Below are 22,293 nucleotides of genomic sequence, written 5' to 3'. Positions count from 1 at the left end.
TTACAGCTTCATCAGGCTGGCGTCGTCGACCGAGGCCGAGTGGCGGGACCGGAACAGCGACACGATGATCGCGAGTCCGACCACGACCTCCGCGGCGGCGACGACCATCGTGAAGAAGGCGATGATCTGGCCGTCGAGATTGCCGTGCATCCGGGAGAAGGCGACCAGGGTGAGGTTGCAGGCGTTGAGCATCAGCTCCACGCACATGAACACCACGATCGCGTTCCGCCTGATCAGGACGCCGGTGGCGCCGATCGTGAACAGCAGGGCGGCGAGATACAGGTAGTTGACGGGATTCACTTCGATGCCTCCCCGCTCTTGCCGCCGTTGCCGCCGTGGGTGCGCTCCAGGCGGTCCTCGGCGCGCTGCTCCAAGGCCTTGAGGTCGTTGAGCGCCTCGGTCGACACGTCCCGGACCTGGCCCCGGTCCCGCAGGGTCTTGGCCACGGTCAGCTCGGACGGGGTGCCGTCGGGCAGCAGACCCGGGATGTCGACCGCGTTGTGCCGGGCGTAGACGCCGGGGGCCGGCAGCGGCGGGAGGTGCTTGCCCTCGCGTACGCGCTCCTCGGCCAGCTCGCGCTGGGTCTTGGCGCGCTCGGTGCGCTCACGGTGGGTGAGGACCATGGCGCCCACGGCGGCCGTGATGAGGAGGGCGCCGGTCAGCTCGAAGGCGAACACGTAGTCGGTGAAGATCAGGGCCGCGAGGCCCTCCACGTTGCCGTTCGCGTTCGCCGTGCCGAGGCCGTTGAACTCCGTCAGGGAGGCGTTGCCGATGCCCGCGATGAGCAGGATGCCGAAGCCGGCGCCGCACAGGAGGGCCAGCCAGCGCTGGCCCTTGATGGTCTCCTTCAGGGAGTCCGCGGCGGTGACGCCGACGAGCATGACCACGAAGAGGAACAGCATCATGATCGCGCCGGTGTAGACGACGATCTGGACGATGCCCAGGAAGTAGGCGCCGTTGGCGAGGTAGAACACCGCCAGGATGATCATCGTTGCGGCGAGGCAGAGCGCGCTGTGCACGGCCCGCTTCATGAAGACGGTGCACAGGGCGCCGATCACGGCGACCGTGCCGAGCACCCAGAACTGGACGGCCTCGCCGGTGGAGGTCGCGTAGGCGGCGAGTTGCTCCGTCATCGGCCGACCGCCTTGTGCGACGCCGGCTCGTCCTCACCGAAGGTGGACGCGGCCTCCTGGGGCTTCTCGCCCTTGGACACGGCCGTCTGCCGCACCGTGCCGGGCGCGGCCTCGGTGACCAGGCCCCGGTAGTAGTCCTGCTCGTCGGTGCCGGGGAAGATCGAGTGGGGCGAGTCGACCATGCCCTCCTCCAGCCCCGCGAGCAGCTGCTCCTTGGTGTAGATGAGGTTGGCGCGGCTGCTGTCGGCCAGCTCGAACTCGTTGGTCATCGTGAGCGCGCGGGTGGGGCACGCCTCGATGCACAGGCCGCACAGGATGCAGCGGGCGTAGTTGATCTGGTAGACGGCGCCGTACCGCTCGCCCGGCGAGTAGCGCTCCTCGTCGGTGTTGTCGGCGCCCTCCACGTAGATGGCGTCGGCGGGGCAGGCCCAGGCGCACAGCTCGCAGCCGACGCACTTCTCCAGGCCGTCCGGATGGCGGTTGAGCTGGTGCCGGCCGTGGAACCGCGGGGCCGTGGTCTTCTGCTGCTCCGGATACTGCTCGGTCAGCCGCTTCTTGAACATGGCCTTGAAGGTCACGCCGAAGCCGGCGACGGGGTTCTGGAAACCCTGCTTGGTCTCTTTCGGCTCCTCAGCCATCGGACGCCTCCCTCCCATTCGAAGATCCGTCACTGTCAGTATCGGACCCGCCACTGACAATCAGCTCCCGCTCCCGGCGCGGACGCCTGCGCGGCACCGGCGGGAGGGTCTGTCCGGGCAGGGGCGGTACGGGGAAGCCGCCGGCCATCGGGTCGAAGGCGGCCGGTTCGGCGGGCTGGTCCTGGGCCTCGCGCCGGTCGCGGAACATGTCGGCGACGACGGAGAGCAGGAACAGCACGATGACGGCACCGGCGACGTACAGGGCGATCTCGGCGAAGTCGTAGTTCTCGTTGCGCAGGGTCCGTACGGTCGCGACGAGCATCAGCCACACCACGGAGACCGGCAGGAGGACCTTCCAGCCGAGCTTCATCAGCTGGTCGTAGCGCACGCGCGGGAGGGTGCCGCGCAGCCAGATGAAGAAGAACAGCAGCAGCTGCACCTTCACCACGAACCAGAGCATCGGCCACCAGCCGTGGTTGGCGCCCTCCCAGAAGGTGCTGATGGGCCAGGGGGCCCGCCAGCCGCCGAGGAAGAGCGTCACCGACACCGCGGAGACGGTCACCATGTTGACGTACTCGGCGAGCATGAACATCGCGAACTTGATCGACGAGTACTCGGTGTTGAAGCCGCCGACCAGGTCACCCTCGGACTCCGGCATGTCGAACGGGGCGCGGTTGGTCTCCCCGACCATCGTCACGATGTAGATGACGAAGGAGACCGGCAGCAGCACGATGTACCAGCGGTCCTGCTGCGCCTCCACGATCGCCGACGTCGACATCGACCCCGAGTAGAGGAACACCGAGGCGAACGCGGCGCCCATGGCGATCTCGTAGGAGATCATCTGGGCGGCGGAGCGCAGGCCGCCGAGCAGCGGGTAGGTGGATCCGGAACTCCAGCCCGCCAGGACGATGCCGTAGATGCCGACCGAGGCGACGGCGAGGATGTAGAGCATCGCGATCGGCAGGTCGGTGAGCTGCATCGTGGTGCGCTGGCCGAAGATCGAGATCTCGTTGCCGGCCGGTCCGAAGGGGATCACCGCGATCGCCATGAAGGCCGGGATGGCCGCGACGATCGGCGCGAGGACGTAGACGACCTTGTCCGCGCGTTTGACGATGACGTCTTCCTTCAGCATCAGCTTGATGCCGTCGGCGAGGGACTGGAGCATGCCCCAGGGGCCGTGCCGGTTGGGGCCGATGCGCAGCTGCATCCAGGCGACGACCTTGCGCTCCCACACGATGGAGAACAGCACGGTCACCATCAGGAAGGCGAAGCAGAACACCGCCTTGACGACGACCAGCCACCACGGGTCGCGGCCGAACATCGAGAGGTCCTCAGCGGCGAGGTAGTACGCGCTCATGCCTCCACCTCCTCGGGGGCCTCGGCGGCGAGCGTCGCGGGGCCGATACGGACGAGTGCGCCGGGCTGCGCCCCGGTGTCGGAGGCGACGCCCGAGCCGGTGGAGTTCAGCGGCAGCCAGACCACGCGGTCGGGCATCTCGGTGATCCGCAGCGGCAGTTCGACGACCCCGGCGGGGCCGCTCACCGCGAGGACGTCGCCGTTCTTGACGCCGGCCTCGGCGGCCGTGGCGGCGGACACGCGCGCGTGGGCGGCGTGGCGCGTGCCGGCGAGGGCCTCGTCGCCGTCCTGGAGGCGCCCCTGGTCGAGCAGCAGCCGGTGCCCGGCCAGTACGGCCTCTCCGGCGGCCGGGCGCGGCAGTCCGGCGGCGACCTCCACGGGCTCGTTGGCCCGCGCGCCGTCCCATCCGCCGAGGCGCTCCAGCTCCGCGCGCGTGGTGCGCAGATCGGGCAGCCCCAGGTGGACGTCCATGGCGTCGGCCAGCATCTGCAGGACCCGTCCGTCGGTGGGTGCCACCGGGCGGGTCATCTGGTCGGGCTTCAGCGCGGCCTCGAACATCCGCGCGCGGCCCTCCCAGTTGAGGAAGGTGCCCGCCTTCTCGGCGACGGCGGCGACCGGCAGGACGACATCCGCCCGGTCGGTGACCTCGCTGGGCCGAAGTTCCAGCGACACCAGGAAGCCCACCGCGGTGAGTGCCTCACGCGCGCGCATCGGATCGGGCAGGTCGGCGACCTCCACGCCCGCCACGACCAGGGCCCCGAGTTCGCCGGTGGCGGCGGCCTCCAGGATCTGTCCGGTGTCGCGGCCGTAGCGCGTGGGGAGTTCGGCGACGCCCCAGGCGGAGGCGACCTCCGCGCGGGCGCGCGGGTCGGTCGCCGGGCGACCGCCCGGCAGCGCCGACGGCAGCGCGCCCGCCTCGACGGCGGCCCGCTCGCCGGCGCGGCGCGGGATCCACACGAGCTTCGCGCCGGTCAGCGACGCGGCCCGTACGGCGGCGGTGAGGCCGCCCGCCACGGCCGCGAACCGCTCCCCGACGACGATCACGGCGCCCTCGGTGCGCAGCGCCTCGGCCGCCCTGGTGCCGTCCTCGTCCAGTCCGAAGCCGCTCGCGAGGGCGTCCAGCCACTCGGTCTCCGTGCCGGGCGCGGCGGGCAGCAGCGTGCCGCCGGCCTTCACCAGGCCCGGGGTGGAGTGCGTGGCCAGCGAGAACACCCGCTGCTTGTGCTTGCGCCAGGCCTTGCGGAGCCTCAGGAAGACGCCGGGCGCCTCCTCCTCGGCCTCGAACCCGACCAGCAGGACGGCGGGCGCGTTCTCCAGGGAGGCGTACGTGACGCCCGTACCGTCGAGGTCACGGCCGCGGCCGGCGACGCGGGCGGCCAGGAAGTCGGCCTCCTCGCCGCTGTGCGCACGCGCGCGGAAGTCGATGTCGTTGGTGTCGAGGGCCACGCGCGCGAACTTGCTGTACGCGTAGGCGTCCTCGACGGTGAGCCGGCCGCCGGTCAGCACACCGGCCCGGCCGCGTGCGGCGAGGAGCCCCCGGGCGGCGGCCTCCAGCGCCTCCGGCCAGGACGCCGGTTCCAGGACGCCCTCGGCGTTGCGCACGAGGGGGGTGGTGAGCCGGTCCGGGCGCTGCGCGTACCGGAAGGCGAAGCGCCCCTTGTCGCAGATCCACTCCTCGTTGACCTGGGGGTCGTTCTGCGCGAGGCGGCGCATGACCTTGCCGCGCCGGTGGTCGGTGCGGGTCGCGCAGCCGCCGGAGCAGTGCTCGCAGATCGACGGCGAGGAGACGAGGTCGAAGGGGCGGGAGCGGAATCGGTACGCCGCCGAGGTCAGCGCGCCGACGGGGCAGATCTGGATGGTGTTGCCGGAGAAGTACGACTCGAACGGGTCGCCCTCTCCGGTGCCGACCTGCTGGAGCGCGCCCCGCTCGACCAGTTCGATCATCGGGTCGCCGGCGACCTGGTTGGAGAAGCGGGTGCAGCGGGCGCACAGCACGCACCGCTCACGGTCGAGCAGTACCTGGGTGGAGATCGGTACGGGCTTCTCGTAGGTGCGCTTGCGGCCCTCGAAGCGGGAATCGGAGTGTCCGTGCGACATGGCCTGGTTCTGCAGGGGGCACTCGCCGCCCTTGTCGCAGACCGGGCAGTCCAGCGGGTGGTTGATGAGCAGGAGCTCCATCACCCCCTTCTGGGCCTTCTCCGCGACCGGGGAGGTGAGGTGGGTCTTGACGACCATCCCGTCCGTACAGGTGATCGTGCAGGACGCCATGGGCTTGCGCTGGCCCTCGACCTCGACGATGCACTGACGGCAGGCGCCGACCGGGTCCAGCAGGGGGTGGTCGCAGAAGCGGGGGATCTCGACGCCGAGTTGTTCGGCGGCCCGGATGACCAGAGTGCCCTTGGGCACGCTGATGTCCATGCCGTCGATCTTGAGCGAGACGAGATCCTCCGGCGGGACCGCCGCGTCGCCTCCGCCGGAGGGAGCGCTGGTGGTCACAGTCATGCGTTCACCTCCGCGTGCTTGTCCTTGTCCGCCCAGGCGGTCGACTTGGCCGGGTCGAAGGGGCAGCCCCGGCCCGTGATGTGGTCCTCGTACTCCGCGCGGAAGTACTTGAGGGAGGAGAAGATCGGCGAGGCAGCGCCGTCGCCGAGGGCGCAGAAGGACTTGCCGTTGATGTTGTCGGCGATGTCGTTCAGCTTGTCGAGGTCGGACATGACGCCCTTGCCTGCCTCGATGTCACGCAGCAACTGCACGAGCCAGTAGGTGCCTTCGCGGCAGGGGGTGCACTTGCCGCAGGACTCGTGGGCGTAGAACTCGGTCCAGCGGGTGACGGCGCGCACGACGCAGGTCGTCTCGTCGAAGCACTGCAGTGCCTTCGTGCCGAGCATGGAACCCGCGGCGCCCACTCCCTCGTAGTCGAGGGGGACGTCGAGGTGCTCGTCGGTGAACATCGGGGTCGAGGAGCCGCCCGGTGTCCAGAACTTGAGGCGGTGTCCGGGGCGCATTCCGCCGCTCATCTCCAGCAGCTGGCGCAGTGTGATGCCGAGCGGTGCCTCGTACTGGCCGGGGCTGGTGACGTGGCCGCTGAGCGAGTAGAGCGTGAAGCCGGGGGACTTCTCGCTGCCCATCGACCGGAACCATTCCTTGCCCTTGTGCAGGATGGCGGGAACCGACGCGATGGACTCGACGTTGTTCACGACGGTGGGGCACGCGTAGAGGCCCTCGACAGCGGGGAAGGGAGGACGCAGTCGCGGCTGACCACGGCGGCCTTCGAGGGAGTCGAGCAGTGCGGTCTCCTCACCGCAGATGTACGCGCCCGCGCCCGCGTGCACGGTGATGTCGAGGTCGAGTCCGCTGCCCAGGATGTTCTCGCCGAGGAAGCCGGCCTCGTAGGCCTCACGGACGGCCTCGTGCAACCGCCGCAGCACGGGCACGACTTCACCGCGCAGGTAGATGAAGGCGTGCGAGGAGCGGATGGCGTAGCACGCGATGATCATGCCTTCGACGAGGCTGTGCGGGTTCGCGAAGAGGAGCGGAATGTCCTTGCACGTCCCGGGTTCCGATTCGTCGGCGTTGACCACCAGATAGTGCGGCTTGCCGTCCCCCTGGGGGATGAACTGCCACTTCATTCCGGTCGGGAATCCCGCGCCGCCCCGGCCGCGCAGACCCGACTCCTTGACGTACGCGATGACCTCGTCCGGAGACATGGCCAGCGCCTTGCGCAGTCCCTCATACCCCTCGTGCCGTCGGTAGACGTCGAGCGACCAGGACCTGTCCTCGTCCCAGAAGGCCGACAGCACGGGTGCGAGCAGCTTCTGCGGGCTGGTCTCATTGATCTCCGGTGCCAAGGTCATCACTCCCCCTCCTCGGAGACCGGGCCCGCCGGGTGGGACGGGTCGGAAGCCGATGTGTCCTGCGGCGCGTCGTGCGAGCTGAGGTGTTCGTTGGGTGACGGCTCGTGCGGCGGTGTGCCCTTGGGGGCGCCACCGCCCCTGGGGTGCACCACGCGCGCGGGTCCGCTCTCTCCCCTGGCCAGGCGGAGGCCGGTCAGTGAGGCGTGTCCGGCGCCGCCGCTCGCCTCGACGGCCCCGGGCCGGGTGTCGGGGAAGCCGGCGAGGATCCGCGCGGTCTCCTTGAAGGTGCACAGCGGCGCCCCGCGCGTGGGCTCGACCTCGGCTCCCTCGCGCAGGTCGTCGACGAGGCGCTTGGCGCTGTCGACGGTCTGGTTGTCGAAGAACTCCCAGTTGACCATCACGACCGGCGCGAAGTCGCAGGCCGCGTTGCACTCGATGTGCTCCAGGGTGACCTTGCCGTCGTCGGTGGTCTCCCCGTTGCCGACACCGAGGTGGTCCTGCAGCGCCTCGAAGATCGCGTCGCCGCCCATCACCGCGCACAGGGTGTTGGTGCAGACGCCCACCTGGTAGTCGCCCGAGGGCCCCCGCCGGTACATGGAGTAGAAGGTGGCCACCGCGGTGACCTCGGCCGTGGTCAGGCCGAGCACGTCGGCGCAGAACCGCATGCCGGTACGGGTGACATGGCCCTCCTCCGCCTGCATGAGATGCAGCAGCGGCAGCAGCGCGGACCGGGAGTCGGGGTAGCGGGCGACGACCTCGGCCGCGTCGCGTTCCAGCCGGGCCCGAACGTCGTCCGGGAAATCGGGCGCGGGCAGTTGGGGCATGCCCAGGCTGACGCCCTCGGGGGTGGTGGTCACCGGTCGACGCCTCCCATCACGGGGTCGATGGACGCGACGGCGACGATGACGTCGGCGACCTGGCCGCCCTCACACATCGCCGCCATCGCCTGCAGATTGGTGAAGGACGGGTCGCGGTAGTGGACCCGGAAGGGACGGGTGCCTCCGTCGGAGACAACGTGCACCCCCAGTTCGCCCTTGGGCGACTCCACCGCCACGTACGCCTGTCCCGGCGGGACACGGAAACCCTCGGTCACCAGCTTGAAGTGATGGATCAGGGCCTCCATGGACGTGCCCATGATCTTCTTGATGTGATCCAGGGAGTTGCCCAGCCCGTCCGGTCCCAGCGCGAGCTGCGCGGGCCAGGCGATCTTCTTGTCACCGACCATGACCGGGCCGGGCTGCAGCCGGTCCAGACACTGCTCGACGATCCGCAGGGACTGGCGCATCTCCTCCAGCCGGATCAGGAAACGGCCGTAGGAATCACAGGTGTCGGCGGTCGGCACGTCGAAGTCGTACGTCTCGTACCCGCAGTACGGCTGCGCCTTGCGCAGGTCGTGCGGCAGGCCCGCCGAGCGCAGGATCGGACCGGTGGCGCCCAGCGCCATGCAGCCGGACAGATCCAGGTAGCCGACATCCTGCATCCGGGCCTTGAAGATGGGATTGCCGGTGGCGAGCTTGTCGTACTCGGGAAGGTTCTTCTGCATCTTCTTCACGAACTCACGGATCTGGTCCACCGCACCGGGCGGCAGATCCTGGGCAAGTCCGCCGGGGCGGACGTACGCGTGGTTCATGCGCAGGCCGGTGATCAGCTCGTAGATGTCGAGAATCAGTTCACGATCACGGAATCCGTAGATCATGATCGTGGTCGCGCCCAGCTCCATACCGCCGGTGGCGATGCACACCAGGTGCGAGGAGAGCCGGTTCAGCTCCATCAGAAGCACACGGATGACCGAGGCACGGTCCGGGATCTCGCCCTCGATGCCGAGGAGCTTCTCCACCGCGAGGCAGTACGCCGTCTCGTTGAAGAACGGCGTCAGGTAATCCATCCGCGTCACGAACGTCGTGCCCTGCGTCCACGTCCGGTACTCGAGGTTCTTCTCGATGCCGGTGTGGAGATAACCGATACCGCACCGGGCCTCGGTGACAGTCTCCCCGTCGATCTCCAGGATCAGCCGCAGCACACCATGGGTGGACGGATGCTGCGGACCCATGTTGACGATGATGCGCTCGTCGTCGGACCGGGCCGCGCTCTCGGCGACCTCGTCCCAGTCACCACCGGTGACCGTGTAGACGGTGCCCTCGGTCGTCTCACGCGCCGAGGCGGCGGACTCCGCGGAAGCGTGCTGCGTGTTCATGAGTACGACCTCCGCTGGTCCGGAGCCGGGATCTGGGCGCCCTTGTACTCGACGGGGATACCGCCGAGGGGATAGTCCTTGCGCTGCGGGAAGCCCTGCCAGTCGTCCGGCATCATGATCCGCGTCAGCGCCGGATGGCCCTCGAAGACGATGCCGAAGAAGTCGTACGCCTCCCGCTCGTGCCAGTCGTTCGTCGGATAGACCGACACCAGCGACGGGACATGCGGGTCGGCGTCCGGAGCCGAGACCTCCAGGCGGATCAACCGGTTGTGGGTGATCGAGCGCAGGTGGTAGACCGCGTGCAGCTCACGACCCTTGTCACCGGGGTAGTGGACGCCGGAGACGCCGGTGCACAGTTCGAAGCGGAGGGCCGGGTCGTCGCGGAGGGTCCGGGCGACGCGCGGCAGGTGCTCACGCTCGATGTGGAAGGTGAGCTCACCCCGGTCGACGACCGTCTTGTCGATCACGCTCTCCGGAACCAGGCCCTGCTCCTCCAGAGCGCCCTCCAGCTCGTCGGCGACCTCGTCGAACCAGCCGCCGTACGGCCTCGCCGACGCACCCGGAAGCCGGATCGAGCGGACCAGACCCCCATAACCGGAGGTGTCGCCGCCGTTGCTCGCGCCGAACATGCCGCGCTGGACGCGGATCTCCTCACCGCCGTCGCCGCGCTGACCGGGGAGGTTGGAGGCGGCGAGGTCCTTCTCGGGGTTCACCCCGTTCGAGCCGCCCGCATCCGGTCCGCCGGCACCGTTCCTGCCGTTCGCGTCGCTCATCGCAGCAGCCCCTTCATCTCGATGAGGGGGAGCGCCTTGAGTGCCGCTTCCTCCGCCTCGCGGGCCGCTTCCTCGGCGTTCACGCCGAGCTTGGACGTCTGGATCTTCTGGTGGAGCTTGAGGATCGCGTCCAACAGCATCTCCGGCCGCGGCGGGCAGCCGGGCAGATAGATGTCGACGGGGACGATGTGGTCGACGCCCTGGACGATCGCGTAGTTGTTGAACATGCCGCCCGACGACGCGCAGACCCCCATGGAGATCACCCACTTGGGATTGGGCATCTGGTCGTAGACCTGCCGCAGCACCGGCGCCATCTTCTGGCTGACCCGGCCGGCCACGATCATCAGGTCCGCCTGACGCGGCGACCCCCGGAACACCTCCATCCCGAAGCGCGCCAGGTCGTAGCGCCCCGCGCCCGTGGTCATCATCTCGATGGCACAGCAGGCGAGGCCGAAGGTCGCGGGGAAGACGGACGCCTTGCGTACCCAGCCCGCGGCCTGCTCGACGGTGGTCAGCAGGAAACCGCTCGGCAGTTTTTCTTCGAGTCCCATGGTCTTAAAGGCCCCTCAGTCCCATTCCAGGCCGCCCCGGCGCCAGACGTACGCGTAGGCGACGAAGACGGTGAGCACGAAGAGCAGCATCTCCACGAGCCCGAAAACACCCAGGGCGTCGAAGGTGACGGCCCAGGGGTAGAGGAAGACGATCTCGATGTCGAAGACGATGAAGAGCATCGCCGTCAGGTAGTACTTGATAGGGAAACGCCCTCCGCCGGCCGGCGTGGGGGTGGGCTCGATCCCGCACTCGTAAGCCTCGAGCTTGGCCCGGTTGTAGCGCTTCGGGCCGATCAGCGAGGCCATGATCACGGAGAAGATCGCAAAGCCTGCCCCGAGGGCTCCCAGTACGAGGATGGGCGCATAGGCGTTCACCGCTCCTCGCTCCTCTCAGTCGGCACTGACTGCTGGCGGATTGCTTCGGTCCTGATCACCGACCCCACCGGTCCCACGAACTCCGCCCGTCCCGACGAAGATCGCGAACATGTGAAGCAGGTCACAAGCCCAACTGCCCCGCATCCTATGCCTGCCGGTCTGTGATCTGCGACACGGGGTGCGGCACCGAGTTTGTGATCTCCACCACCTGACGAACGATCATGATGGCGGACGCAGGTCGATCTTCATACCGGAAGCGCCAGACTGATCACCAGAAGTGACATTTTCGTTCGTTACCGCTGGTCACGCGGGGCGTCTCCATATCAAGAGATTTCCGCTGCATGCAAATTGGTGCTGGACGAGGCCGCTTGGTAGGGGTGCGGCGTTCACGCCTGGGAGGGAGTCCGGCGACGGATGTGGACGTGTGCACGCGTTCACGAGCGCCGGGAGCGAGCCCTCCCGCGCGGGACGCCGTGCCGACGGCCGACCATTCTGTGACCTGTGTCACACCCGAGCGAGATCAAATCAACCAGCCTTGGCCACTCGCTGCGATCGATGGTAAGCGCAGGGCAATTCGGGCGTATTCACGAAAGTACATGATCACAGGCATGGCGGGCCGTGTCCACTATGCCCGTTACGGCGTCAATAAAGAGTGACGCACAGGGAATTTGCGGCCTCCGTTGAACAACTGTGGCGCAGCACACGTTTCTTGAAGGTATGGAGGAGTCGCTGGTACCGCTTGTACCCATGTCCCACACCGCTCACATACGCAGCCACCGGAAACCCCGCCGCAACGCGTCCTCGATCGCGATGCGCGCCGGAGTCGCCGGTGGCGTTCTCAGCACCGTGGCAGTGGCCGGCGCGTCCACGTCGGCTTTCGCGGCGGAGCCGGTGACGCAGACGCTCGAACTGCCCACCCTCACGGCCGACCTGGCCACGCAGGCCGCGCAGTCCGCGGACGCCACGCAGGCGATGGCGGCCGACTACCAGCTGCAGGCCGAGCGTGACACGGCTGCCGAACTGGCTGCCAAGCAGGCCGAGAAGGACCTGGCCAAGGCGAAGAAGGAAGAGGCCCGCAAGAAGGCCGCCGCCGAGGCCGAGCGCAAGGCCGAGGCCGAGCGTGCCGCGCGCGACAGCGAGCGGACCACCCTGACGACCAACTCGTCGACCGCCACCACCACGACGACGACGGCGCCCGCCAGTGGCAGCGTCGGCACGGTCATCGCCTTCCTCAAGGCACAGCTCGGCGACGCCTACGTGATGGGCGCCACCGGCCCCAACGCGTGGGACTGCTCCTCACTGGTGCAGGCCGCCTTCAAGCAGGTCGGCGTGGACCTCCCCCGGGTCTCGCAGGACCAGTCGATGCAGGGCACCGAGGTCTCGCTGTCCAACCTTCAGGTCGGCGACATCCTGTACTGGGGCGCCAAGGGCTCCGCGTACCACGTGGGTGTCTACGTCGGGAACGGCCAGTACCTCGACGCGGCGAACCCCTCCAAGGGCGTCGTCATCCAGGACCTGTCCGGCTACCCGGCGACGGGCGCGGTGCGCGTGCTCTGAGGCCTCGCCTCCGCGCGGTCGCCCAGACGCTTTTTTCGAGAGGGCCGCTCTCCCCGAGGGGAAGCGGCCCTCCGGGCTGCCCTCAGAAAGGCCACAGAGGCCCCACAGAGCCGCTGTCACCCCATGCCGAGGGTTGCGGGGCGGGCCCGGCCGCCGACGGGCCTCGTCGTCGCCTCTGACGGGTTCCCGCGTCCGGGATCGGTACACCTCGCGTGTCGCGCGCCAAGCGGCGCCCGAATCGTCCGCTTCGGACGTCGGGCGGCCGGTGCCGGGTGCTGCCGGTGCCAGGTGCTGCCGGTGCCGGGCGGCCGAGGCCGGGGCATCCGGTGCCAGGGCTGCGGGTGCGGGGCGGCCGGGGCGGCCACCCCGCTCACGCACTGGGGTCACACACCCCGGTCACGCCTTCGGGGCCACCTTGCTCAGGCCGTTGATGATGCGGTCCATCGCGTCGCCGCCGGTGGGGTCGGTGAGGTTGGCCAGCATCTTCAGGGTGAACTTCATCAGGAGCGGGTGGGTGAGGCCCCGCTGCGTCGCGAGCTTCATGATCTTCGGGTTGCCGATGAGCTTCACGAAGGCGCGGCCCATCGTGTAGTAGCCGCCGAAGGTGTCCTTGAGGACCTGCGGGTAGCGCTGCAGGGCGAGTTCGCGCTGCCCGGGGGTAGTGCGGGCGTGGGCCTGGACGATGACGTCGGCCGCGATCTGTCCGGACTCCATGGCGTAGGCGATGCCCTCGCCGTTGAACGGGTTCACCATGCCGCCGGCGTCGCCGACCAGCAACAGGCCCTTGGTGTAGTGGGGCTGGCGGTTGAAGGCCATCGGGAGGGCGGCGCCGCGGATGGGCCCGGTCATGTTGTCGGGGGTGTAGCCCCACTCCTCCGGCATGGAGGCGCACCAGGCCTTCAGGACGTCGCGCCAGTCCAGCTCCTTGAAGGCGGCGGAGGTGTTGAGCACGCCCAGACCGACGTTCGACGTGCCGTCGCCCATGCCGAAGATCCAGCCGTAACCGGGCAGGAGACGGTCCTCGCCCGGCCCGCGCTTGTCCCACAGTTCCAGCCAGGACTCCAGGTAGTCGTCGTCGTGGCGCGGGGAGGTGAAGTACGTACGGACCGCGACGCCCATCGGACGGTCCTCGCGGCGGTGCAGGCCCATCGCGAGGGACAGGCGGGTGGAGTTGCCGTCGGCGGCCACCACCAGCGGAGCGTGGAAGGTGACTTCCCGCTTCTCGTCGCCGAGCTTGGCATGCACGCCGGTGATGCGGCCCGTGCGGTCGTCGATGATCGGCGCGCCCACGTTGCAGCGCTCGTGCAGCCGGGCGCCCGCCTTCTGGGCCTGGCGGGCGAGCTGTTCGTCGAAGTCGTCGCGCTTGCGGACGAGTCCGTAGTTCGGGTAGGCGGCGAGATCCGGCCAGTCCAGCTGGAGACGGACGCCGCCGCCGATGATCCGCAGGCCCTTGTTGCGGAGCCAGCCGGCCTCCTCGGAGATGTCGATGCCCATCGACACCAGCTGCTTGGTGGCACGCGGGGTGAGGCCGTCGCCGCAGACCTTCTCCCTCGGGAAGCTGGTCTTCTCCAGGAGCAGCACGTCCAGCCCGGCCTTCGCCAGGTAGTACGCGGTGGTGGAACCGGCTGGCCCGGCCCCGACGACGATCACATCGGCGGTGTGTTCGGTAAGGGGCTGGGGCTCGGTCACGACGGGTACTCCCCAAGTAGTAGAGGGTGCGAAGCAAAGCCTGCTGGACGTCCGCGGGCCGGACGGCCAGAAAACATGTGCCGACAGGCGTCGGACATGGGCAGTCTATTCAGCGGTACCGATCATCGGCTGAAGGGCTGCCCCTGTGACCAGAGCTCTGCCCGACGTACGGCTGCGTGTCCCCACCGACGAGGACGCCGTCGCCTGGCACCGGATCTTCGACGATCCCGACGTCATGGAGTTCCACGGCGGCCGGTCCGCCGAGCTGTCCGTCTACGAGGAGCTCACCGCGCGCCAGCGCCGCCACGACGCCGAACACGGGTTCTGCCTGTGGACGATGCTCGACGAGGAGGGCCGGGCCATCGGCTTCACCGGCGCCCAGCCGTGGCCCCGGGAGTGGGGTCCGACCGGCGAGATCGAGATCGGCTGGCGGCTCGCCCGGGACCACTGGGGCAAGGGGTATGTGACCGCCGCCGCCACGCAGACCCTGGAACGGGTGCGGGAGGCGGGCGTGGGCAGCGTCGTCGCCATGGTCGACGCCCGCAACGAGCGGTCCATCGCGGTGACCCGGCGGCTGGGCATGGAGCTGGCGGAGACCTACACGACGCCGGTCTCGCGGCAGAAGGGGCACTGCTACCGGCTGGCGCTGTGAGGGGTCACGCGTTCCGTCCGTTCGAGATTTCGCCAACCCATCACCCAGAGTAGCGATTTACCGCAGATTGCCACGCAGCGCTTCCAATCGGGCTCACTCGGCGGCTACTCTGCCGGTACCGCTGGGGGTGAACATCTGTGCGCATAACACCCAAGTCATCCGAAGTGCTTGTGCCGCGGTTCGTCGGCCTGATGGCCGTGGACGCGCGCGAGACGGCCGAGGCGGACGGGCTGACCCTCGTCGCGCCCGACCGGCCCGACCTCCGGCTCGCCGCCGTGGACCACGTCGTACGGCAGTACCCGCCGCCGGGCGTGAAGGTGCCGCGCGGGGCCGCGGTGACCGTGTGGTTCGAGTCGGGTGACGACGGCGGCGGTGTGCGGGAGCCGCGCCACGGTGGACCGCCGCCGGGGTTGCGCAGGGCGTTGGACGAGCCGGGGGATCCGTTCCCCGTTCTCCGCTAGCCCGGCGGACCCGGGTCCGGGGCTGCCCCGCGCCTTGACGGCGCGGGTCGCCGCCACTTCCCTCCGGACCCTCCCTACTTCTGCCAGAGCAGGATCGCCGCCGCCCCTCCCCCGCCGATCACGAGGGCCGCGACGATCGTGATGATCCAGACCAGGGTCCGGCTGCGGGGCCCGGCCGGGGCCCCGGGTGCCACGTGGTGGCCGAGTTCGACGAGCGGAGGCTCGTACGAGGCCGGGGCCGAGGCCGGCGCGGGCGCCGGGGCCGGGACCGACGGCCGGTGCGCGACGGAGGGCTGCGGCGGGACCCCGTGGGACGCCGGGCCACCGCTCGGCATGGCGGGGATCGGCGGGGCGATGACCGCCGTGCGTGCCCCGGCCATCTGGACCAGGTAGGGCGCGAGGAAGGCGGCACCGAAGATCCACAGGAGGCCGAAGAGCAGCGCCTCGGGGATGTCGAGGCCCACGTCCACCCGGCCCGCGCCCGAGAACTCGCTGCTGAAGTCGGACGTGGCGGAGCCGGACGCCTCCATGCCGAAGCCGCCGACACCGGCGAGGAGGAGGAACAGTCCGAAGAAGACCCCGGCGGCGAGGAGTTGCTCGCCGCGGCCCGAGGAGCGGCGGGCCGCCAGAACCCCGAGGGTCAGGGCGCACACCGCACCCAGCGTCAAGGCCCCCACGACCGCCCAGGAGTTGACGGCGTCGCCCAGTTCGGAGAGCCCGAACGACTCGCGCTCGTAGCCGCCGCCGTACGGGCCGGACTCGACGAGCCCGTAGTCACCGGACGAGTCGCCATCACCGAACGACGCGTCGCTCCCCTGACTCGTACCGCCCGCCTCGCCCTGGACGGACGCGCCCCAGCCGAGGCCGAGGAGGTGGACGGCGAGGTTGGGCAGGACGAGCAGCACGAGCAGGAGCGGGTTGAGTTCCTCGTCCCATTCGCCCCGCCACTCGTCGTTCGCCGCGAGGACGACGAACGCGACGAGCGAGCAGAGGACGAGGACGATCGCCATGGCCCGTACGGCCGTCCCGGTCGCCCGGAACAGGGCCCGGGGGCCGGGGCGGACGGCCAGCCAGGCGGCCAGGTCGTCGCGTTGCAGCAGACCGGCCGAGACGGCGGCGGTGAGCAGCAGGGCGCCGAGGGCCGCACGCCAGACCGATGTCGAGACCTCGACGACCGCGATCTCGGGCTCCCCGAACAGCGCGAGCAGCAGAACGGCGACCGTCACCAGCAGCGTGACCCGTACGGCCGCTTCGAGCCCGGCGGTACGGCCGCCACCGGGCGCGGCCGCGGGCACTCCGGCGTACGTGCCGCCGTAGCCGCCGGCGTGGGTTCCGCCCGGCACGCCCCCGTAGGCACCGCCGTACACGCTGCCGTACGCACCACCGCCGTACGCGCCCCGCGTCACCAGGCGTGTGCGGAGCAGCCGTACGCCGATGAAGAGGGCCCCGACGAAGAGGGCGGTCACCGTGAGCGGGACCAGGGTCACCGAGAGGGCGCCCTCGGCGGACCGGAACTCGCCGGAGTAGTCGCCGCCGCCGGACTCGGAGATCTCGAAGCCGCCGCCGAGGCCCTGGAGGAGGCCGGCGAGGGCGAGGCCGAGACGGTCGCCGAAGCCGATGAAGTCCTCTTCGTCCTGGCCGCTCTGGCCGTACGACGGGACGGCCAGGGCGACGGCCGCCAGGAAGAGGAGTCCGACCGGCCAGAGGGCGGCCAGGGCCGCGCCTGCCCAGTCGCCCCGGAAGGCCCGGCCGAGGAAGGCGCCCACGGGTGAGGGGCTTGCGGGGGCGGGGGCGTACTCGGGCGGGGGCGGCGGGCCGGGGGGTGCGCCCGGCGGGGCCGACGGGGGGACCGCCGGTGGAGCGGTCGGTGGGGCGGTCGGTGGCGCCGGGGTCGCCCCGGTCCCCGCACCGGGCGCCGCCGCCGGGACCGGCGGGCGTTCCCGTCCGCACTTCATGCAGAAGCGCGCCTCGTCGGGGCCGGGTGTTCCGCAGTGCGGGCAGTAGGACGTCATGCAACGCTCCGTCATTCAGAGAACTCGTGCCGTGAGGTGACGTGCTCAGGGCTCGCACCGGTGAGTCGTGAGACATCACCGGCGCGTACCGACGTATCAACGGACGGTAGTTTCTGTTGACCGGTTCCCGTCAACCGGATTCCCTCGCGGGGCGTCCCTCGTGCGAGTGAACCAAGAGTGTCGCGGGTGTCCTCGCGCCCTACGTGAGGGCCTTGAACCCCCGGTGCAGCGCGACGATCCCGCCCGACAGGTTGCGCCACGCCACCGTGTCCCAGCCGGCCTTCCGGAGCCGCTCGGCGAGACCCGCCTGGTCGGGCCAGGCGCGGATGGACTCGGCGAGATAGACGTACGCGTCCGGGTTGGACGACACCGCGCGGGCCACCGGCGGCAGCGCGCGCATCAGGTACTCCGTGTAGACGGTGCGGAACGGTGCCCAGGTCGGGTGGGAGAACTCGCAGATCACCACGCGCCCGCCGGGCTTGGTCACCCGGTACAGCTCGCGCAGCGCGGTGTCGGTGTCCTGCACGTTGCGCAGGCCGAAGGAGATGGTCACCGCGTCGAAGGTGTCGTCCTTGAACGGCAGCCTCGTGGCGTCACCGGCGGTGAACGGCAGCCAGGGGGTGCGCTCCTTGCCGACCCGGAGCATGCCGAGGGAGAAGTCGCACGGCACGACGTACGCGCCGGTCCGCGCGAAGGGCAGGGACGAGGTACCCGTACCGGCGGCGAGGTCCAGGATCTTCTGGGCGGGGCGGGCGTCGACCGCCTGCGCGACCTCCTTGCGCCAGCGCCGGTCCTGTCCGAGGGACAGCACGTCGTTGGTCAGGTCGTACCGTTTCGCCACTCGGTCGAACATCGAAGCGACTTCGTGCGGCTGCTTGTCCAGGGATGCGCGGGTCACGCGCCCATTGTGGCAGTACGGGCCGCACACCCACGCGGCGCCCGGCCCGTCACCCACGGGCTCTCTGAGGCGAGGTTTTCGTTCGCTGACTCGGATTGCATATCCCCGGGCATCGGGCGGGCTTTGTTCGGGAAATTCCCAGCTCTGTGAAAGGCACGCGATAAACGCCCGAGCCTGTCCCCTTCCTGAGGGAATCCGTGAACGAATGCGAAGCGGCCGGCGTTTGCCTTCGGAGGATACTCTTCGCCGATACGGGCACGTTTGCCCGACTGGCGAACCCTTTGTCGGTAGCCGTTCCGTGACCAGCCTTCGGATCTGCAATCTCCAGAAAGCACACATGGCACAGCCGGGTGTGATTCATTTCCCTCGTGAGTACCGTGAGGAATTCCCTGAAACCGGTCGTCGCACTGATAGGTCTGGTGGCCCTGGCCTGCGCGGGTTGCACCGCGAAGACCGAGGGGTCCGCGTCCGCGCCCGGTGGTCCGTCGAGTCCGGCCGCCGCCACCGCGTCGGTCACCGGGGAATCGCCCGCGAAGGCGTCCGGCACGTCCACGGCCTACGCGCCGTACGTGAGCGCCACCGACGCCTCCGGCCTCGACGACGCCGGTTCGGCCGCCGCCTACAACCTGGCGTTCGTGATCGCCGACGGCGACGCGTGCACACCCGCCTGGAACGGGACGGAGGCCGTCGACGACAGGGCGGTCAGGTCCCGGATCGCGGCACTCACCGACTCCGGGGCGTCGGTGCGGGTCTCCTTCGGCGGGGCCTCCGGGCCGGAGCTGGCGGAGGTCTGCGACAGCGCGTCCGAGCTGGCCGAGGCGTACGGCGCGGCGCTGGACGCGGCCGGCGCGACCGCGGCCGACTTCGACGTCGAGGGCGACGCGCTGAAGGACTCCGACTCCGTCGACCTGCGCTCCGCGGCGATCGCACTGCTCCAGAAGGACCGCCCGGACCTCTCCGTCACCTTCACCCTCCCCGTCATGCCCTCCGGTCTCGACGCGGACGGCATGGCCCTGCTCGACTCGGCCAACGACCACGCCGTTCAGGTCACCACGGTCAACATCATGACCATGAACTACGCCAGTTCGTACGGCGGTGACATGGGCGACTACGCGGAGCGGGCGGCCGAGTCGGCGCACGAGCAGCTGAGGGACGTCTTCGGCACGAGCGGGTCCACGGCCTGGGGGGCGTTGGCGCTGACCTCGATGCTGGGCGTCAACGACGTCGACAACGAGACGTTCACGCTTCACGACGCGGCGCAGGTGCGGTCGTTCGCCGAGGACAAGGGGGTGGCCTGGGTATCGATGTGGGCGACGTTCCGGGACCGGGAGTGCGGGGGCGGGGCCGAGGACGAGCTGGTCGACTGCAGCGGGGTCGAGCAGACGGACGGGGCGTTCGGCGAGGCGTTCTCCGGGTGAGGCGCACCCCCGAGGACGCACTGCGGCGGCGTGGCCCCTCAGCGACGTCGGTGGACCAACCGCCCCGCGCACACCGTGGCCAGGCAGCTGCCGGAGTCGTCGAGGACCACCAGGTCCGCCCGGCCCAGCTCGACGATGGCCGGGCTGTGCGGCCGTGGCAGCACCCGCACATGGTTGCGCTCGGCTGCGGAACGGAGTTCCGGGGTGCCCGCGTGCTGTTCCAGGACCGCCGTCGCGCCCGACTTCAGGACCGCGTGGACGCGTTCGCGCGGTGACGGGGCGTCCGGAAGCGGGTCCTCGTGCACCCGGCCGGGCCCGAGGACGCCGGGCCACTGCCGCACCCGGGCGGCCGGGAACCGCTGTCGGAGGTCCTCCGCCAGCCCTACGGCCTCGATCCGGGTGCCGTCCACCACGACCGCGCCGTCCTTGATCGGCTCCGGGTCGTCCCAGGTGCGCCGCACCTCGTCGGCGGCGTGAATCGTCAGCACGGAAGCCCTAGTTGGCGTTCAGCAGCTTGAGCTCGGGGTGGGCCGTGCCGCCCTCGATGGCCGTGGACGAGATGTGGGACATGACCCGCTCGTCGACGGGGTCGTTCGCCGGGTCGTCGTGGACGACGATGTGCTCGTAGGTGGTGGTCCGCTGGGCCGGGACCCGGCCGGCCTTGCGGATCAGGTCGATGATCTCCATGCGGTTGGAGCGGTGCTTGGCACCGGCGGAGGAGACGACGTTCTCCTCCAGCATGATCGAGCCGAGGTCGTCCGCGCCGTAGTGCAGGGAGAGCTGGCCGACCTCCTTGCCGGTGGTGAGCCACGAGCCCTGGATGTGGGCGATGTTGTCCATGAACAGCCGGGCGATGGCGATCATGCGCAGGTACTCGAAGAGCGTGGCCTGCGTACGGCCCTTGAGATGGTTGTTCTCGGGCTGGTAGGTGTACGGGATGAAGGCCCGGAAACCGCCCGTCCGGTCCTGTACGTCACGGATCATCCGCAGGTGCTCGATGCGCTCGGCGTTGGTCTCGCCGGTGCCCATGAGCATCGTGGACGTGGACTCGACGCCCAGCCCGTGCGCGGCCTCCATGATCTCCAGCCAGCGCTCGCCGCTCTCCTTCAGCGGGGCGATGGCCTTGCGGGGGCGCTCGGGAAGCAGCTCCGCGCCGGCGCCGGCGAAGGAGTCCAGACCGGCCGCGTGGATCCGGGTGATCGCCTCCTGCACGCTCACCTTCGAGATCCGGGCCATGTGCTCGACCTCGGACGCGCCGAGGGAGTGGATGACCAGCTGCGGGAACGCCTTCTTGATGGCCGCGAAGTGCGTCTCGTAGTACTCCACCCCGTAGTCCGGGTGGTGGCCGCCCTGGAACATGATCTGGGTGCCGCCCAGCTCGACGGTCTCCGCGCACCTGCGCAGGATGTCGTCGAGGTCGCGCGTCCAGCCCTTGTCCGTGGCCTTCGGCGGGGCGTAGAACGCGCAGAACTTGCACGCCGTGACACAGACGTTCGTGTAGTTGATGTTCCGCTCGATGATGTACGTCGCGATGTGCTCCGTGCCCGCGTACCGTCGCCTGCGGACGGCGTCGGCGGCGGCGCCGAGCGCGTGCAGCGGGGCGTCGCGGTAGAGGTCGAGCGCCTCCTCTGGCGTGATCCGCCCACCCTCGGCGGCACGGTCGAGAACGGACTGGAGATCGGCCTTCTCGGTCACCGGGGGCGTCCCTTTCATGAGGGTTGAACGGACCGGGCCAGCCTACGCCAGAGCCCTGGATCACCCGACGTCAGCCCGTCCGCCTGTGGACAACTCCGGGGACAGGGCCTTCCTCAGGCCGCGTACGCCTCCAGCAGCAGCGCGACGTACGCACCGGCGATCATGAAGGGTCCCAGGGCGACCAGCTGTCCGCGTACGGCGCGGCCCCGGGCCGCCAGGACCAGGGTGTACGCGCTGCCGATGAGCGCGCCGGCGAACGTGCCGAGGTACAGCGCGCCCCAGCCGTACCAGCCGAGGACGGCGCCGAGGCCCAGAGCCAGTTTCACGTCGCCGAAGCCGAGGGCGACGGGCCTGATGAGGAAGAAGAGGAAGTAGAAGCCGCCGAGGACGAGTGCGCCGTAGGCCGCCGTGCGCCACTGGCCCGCGTGCTCGGGGACGAAGGCGACCCCGCCCAGCAGGGTGAGGGCCAGGGCCGCGAAGGGGAGGGTCAGGGGGTCGGGGAGGCGCTGTGCGCCGAGATCCACGAGGGTGAGCAGGATGCCCAGGGGGGCGAGGAGCAGCCATACGGCGAGTTCGGGGCGGGGACCCGTGGCCAGGGCGAGGGTGACGCAGACGAGGGCGGTCGTGGTGGCGACGGTGGGGGTGCGGGGGCCGTAGGCGCAGGTGGGGGGTGGGCCCGCGGGGGCGGTGGTGCAGCGGGCGAAACCCAGCCAGCCGCCCGCCGTGCCGGTGATGCGGTGGCCGGCGGGGCACGTGTGGCGCCAGGGGGTGTCCTCGTCGGTCGTGAGGCGGTAGGCGGGGCGGGGGAGCAGGGTGCCCGCGGCCGCGCCCCAGAGGGCGGCGGCCAGGGTGAGTGCGATCAGCCAGAGGTCCGGATCCACGGGGGCAGCCTATGAGGGGGTGGGCTCGGGGTGAACCGGGATGTTGTCGCCCCCGCCGCCTGCCCGTCGCTCCTCCAGGGGCTGCGTGCCTTCGACCTCCGTCTGCCTGCCCGGTGGGGGCTCTCGCGCGGTTGACCGCGCCCCTGGGAGGGACGA

Annotated in this window: 21 protein-coding genes; 4 read left to right on the top strand and 17 right to left on the bottom strand. The window is 70.1% G+C overall.

From position 1 onward, the window contains the following. From nuoK to STRBO_RS0104110, 11 genes are read right to left on the bottom strand one after another with little or no spacing between them, the layout of a single operon-like run. Positions 1-300, bottom strand: coding sequence for an NADH-quinone oxidoreductase subunit NuoK (gene nuoK, locus STRBO_RS0104160; RefSeq protein WP_005481399.1), 300 nt, complete (start codon positions 298-300; stop codon positions 1-3). Then, complete coding sequence (locus tag STRBO_RS0104155) at positions 297-1,133, bottom strand: NADH-quinone oxidoreductase subunit J (protein WP_005481400.1); 837 nt, start codon at positions 1,131-1,133, stop codon at positions 297-299. Before STRBO_RS0104155 ends, nuoK begins: the two co-directional genes overlap by 4 nt. Further along, on the bottom strand, positions 1,130-1,771 hold the full coding sequence (gene nuoI / locus STRBO_RS0104150) for an NADH-quinone oxidoreductase subunit NuoI (protein ID WP_020113829.1): 642 nt from the start codon (positions 1,769-1,771) through the stop codon (positions 1,130-1,132). The genes STRBO_RS0104155 and nuoI overlap by 4 nt, the downstream gene beginning before the upstream one ends. Beyond that, positions 1,764-3,128: an NADH-quinone oxidoreductase subunit NuoH gene (nuoH, locus tag STRBO_RS0104145; RefSeq protein WP_020113828.1), complete on the bottom strand. Its 1,365-nt coding sequence runs from the start codon at positions 3,126-3,128 to the stop codon at positions 1,764-1,766. The genes nuoI and nuoH overlap by 8 nt, the downstream gene beginning before the upstream one ends. Continuing rightward, a complete protein-coding gene (locus STRBO_RS0104140) occupies positions 3,125-5,629 on the bottom strand; it encodes an NADH-quinone oxidoreductase subunit G (protein WP_020113827.1) in 2,505 nt (834 codons plus the stop codon). The genes nuoH and STRBO_RS0104140 overlap by 4 nt, the downstream gene beginning before the upstream one ends. Next, entirely contained in the window at positions 5,626-6,981 is a 1,356-nt protein-coding gene (gene nuoF / locus STRBO_RS0104135; RefSeq protein ID WP_020113826.1) for an NADH-quinone oxidoreductase subunit NuoF, read from the bottom strand. The genes STRBO_RS0104140 and nuoF overlap by 4 nt, the downstream gene beginning before the upstream one ends. After that, on the bottom strand, positions 6,981-7,805 hold the full coding sequence (nuoE, locus tag STRBO_RS0104130; protein WP_051135881.1) for an NADH-quinone oxidoreductase subunit NuoE: 825 nt from the start codon (positions 7,803-7,805) through the stop codon (positions 6,981-6,983). The genes nuoF and nuoE overlap by 1 nt, the downstream gene beginning before the upstream one ends. Positions 7,806-7,834: 29 nt before the next feature. Further along, complete coding sequence (locus tag STRBO_RS0104125; protein WP_005476345.1) at positions 7,835-9,175, bottom strand: NADH-quinone oxidoreductase subunit D; 1,341 nt, start codon at positions 9,173-9,175, stop codon at positions 7,835-7,837. Then, the gene (locus STRBO_RS0104120; protein ID WP_020113824.1) at positions 9,172-9,948 is read right to left on the bottom strand and encodes an NADH-quinone oxidoreductase subunit C; all 777 of its coding nucleotides are present in this window, start codon (positions 9,946-9,948) and stop codon (positions 9,172-9,174) included. Before STRBO_RS0104120 ends, STRBO_RS0104125 begins: the two co-directional genes overlap by 4 nt. Further along, positions 9,945-10,499, bottom strand: coding sequence for a NuoB/complex I 20 kDa subunit family protein (locus STRBO_RS0104115; protein ID WP_005476347.1), 555 nt, complete (start codon positions 10,497-10,499; stop codon positions 9,945-9,947). Before STRBO_RS0104115 ends, STRBO_RS0104120 begins: the two co-directional genes overlap by 4 nt. A gap of 15 nt (positions 10,500-10,514) precedes the next feature. Next, entirely contained in the window at positions 10,515-10,874 is a 360-nt protein-coding gene (locus STRBO_RS0104110) for an NADH-quinone oxidoreductase subunit A (protein WP_005476348.1), read from the bottom strand. 717 nt (positions 10,875-11,591) lie between these two features. Between STRBO_RS0104110 and STRBO_RS0104105 the strand changes: the two genes are divergently transcribed. Then, positions 11,592-12,431, top strand: coding sequence for a C40 family peptidase (locus STRBO_RS0104105; protein ID WP_005476349.1), 840 nt, complete (start codon positions 11,592-11,594; stop codon positions 12,429-12,431). 396 nt (positions 12,432-12,827) lie between these two features. Here STRBO_RS0104105 and STRBO_RS0104100 read toward each other — a convergent pair whose 3' ends face one another. Beyond that, positions 12,828-14,120, bottom strand: coding sequence for a geranylgeranyl reductase family protein (locus STRBO_RS0104100; RefSeq protein ID WP_005476350.1), 1,293 nt, complete (start codon positions 14,118-14,120; stop codon positions 12,828-12,830). A 145-nt stretch (positions 14,121-14,265) separates the two neighbouring features. Between STRBO_RS0104100 and STRBO_RS0104095 the strand changes: the two genes are divergently transcribed. Together STRBO_RS0104095 and STRBO_RS0104090 are read left to right on the top strand one after the other, a co-directional pair. Beyond that, positions 14,266-14,772: a GNAT family N-acetyltransferase gene (locus STRBO_RS0104095; protein WP_005476351.1), complete on the top strand. Its 507-nt coding sequence runs from the start codon at positions 14,266-14,268 to the stop codon at positions 14,770-14,772. 137 nt (positions 14,773-14,909) lie between these two features. Continuing rightward, positions 14,910-15,233: a PASTA domain-containing protein gene (locus tag STRBO_RS0104090; protein WP_028796454.1), complete on the top strand. Its 324-nt coding sequence runs from the start codon at positions 14,910-14,912 to the stop codon at positions 15,231-15,233. A gap of 74 nt (positions 15,234-15,307) precedes the next feature. On the opposite strand, the gene STRBO_RS0104085 is transcribed toward STRBO_RS0104090, so the two are convergent. Both STRBO_RS0104085 and STRBO_RS0104080 read right to left on the bottom strand, forming a co-directional pair. Further along, on the bottom strand, positions 15,308-17,245 hold the full coding sequence (locus tag STRBO_RS0104085) for a zinc ribbon domain-containing protein (protein ID WP_063743175.1): 1,938 nt from the start codon (positions 17,243-17,245) through the stop codon (positions 15,308-15,310). A 199-nt stretch (positions 17,246-17,444) separates the two neighbouring features. Next, a complete protein-coding gene (locus STRBO_RS0104080) occupies positions 17,445-18,143 on the bottom strand; it encodes a demethylmenaquinone methyltransferase (RefSeq protein WP_005476354.1) in 699 nt (232 codons plus the stop codon). Between the two features lie 377 nt (positions 18,144-18,520). Between STRBO_RS0104080 and STRBO_RS0104075 the strand changes: the two genes are divergently transcribed. Continuing rightward, a complete protein-coding gene (locus STRBO_RS0104075) occupies positions 18,521-19,561 on the top strand; it encodes a chitinase (RefSeq protein WP_005476356.1) in 1,041 nt (346 codons plus the stop codon). Positions 19,562-19,599: 38 nt separating this feature from the next. On the opposite strand, the gene STRBO_RS0104070 is transcribed toward STRBO_RS0104075, so the two are convergent. From STRBO_RS0104070 to STRBO_RS0104060, 3 genes are all read right to left on the bottom strand, one after another. Then, positions 19,600-20,049 carry an imidazolonepropionase-like domain-containing protein gene (locus STRBO_RS0104070; protein WP_005476364.1) on the bottom strand — a complete coding sequence of 150 codons (450 nt, stop codon included), beginning with the start codon at positions 20,047-20,049 and terminating at the stop codon, positions 19,600-19,602. A 7-nt stretch (positions 20,050-20,056) separates the two neighbouring features. Next, positions 20,057-21,256: a cyclic dehypoxanthinyl futalosine synthase gene (gene mqnC / locus STRBO_RS0104065; RefSeq protein WP_005476372.1), complete on the bottom strand. Its 1,200-nt coding sequence runs from the start codon at positions 21,254-21,256 to the stop codon at positions 20,057-20,059. Positions 21,257-21,369: 113 nt separating this feature from the next. Further along, positions 21,370-22,137, bottom strand: a complete 768-nt coding sequence (locus STRBO_RS0104060) for a prepilin peptidase (RefSeq protein ID WP_005476374.1) — start codon at positions 22,135-22,137, stop codon at positions 21,370-21,372. Positions 22,138-22,293: the final 156 nt, after the last annotated feature.

It is taken from the genome of Streptomyces bottropensis ATCC 25435 (genome assembly GCF_000383595.1).
In the GTDB taxonomy this organism is placed as follows: domain Bacteria; phylum Actinomycetota; class Actinomycetes; order Streptomycetales; family Streptomycetaceae; genus Streptomyces; species Streptomyces bottropensis.
Note: the sequence above shows the minus strand (reverse complement) of the source record. Positions and strands in the feature narration are given on the sequence as shown.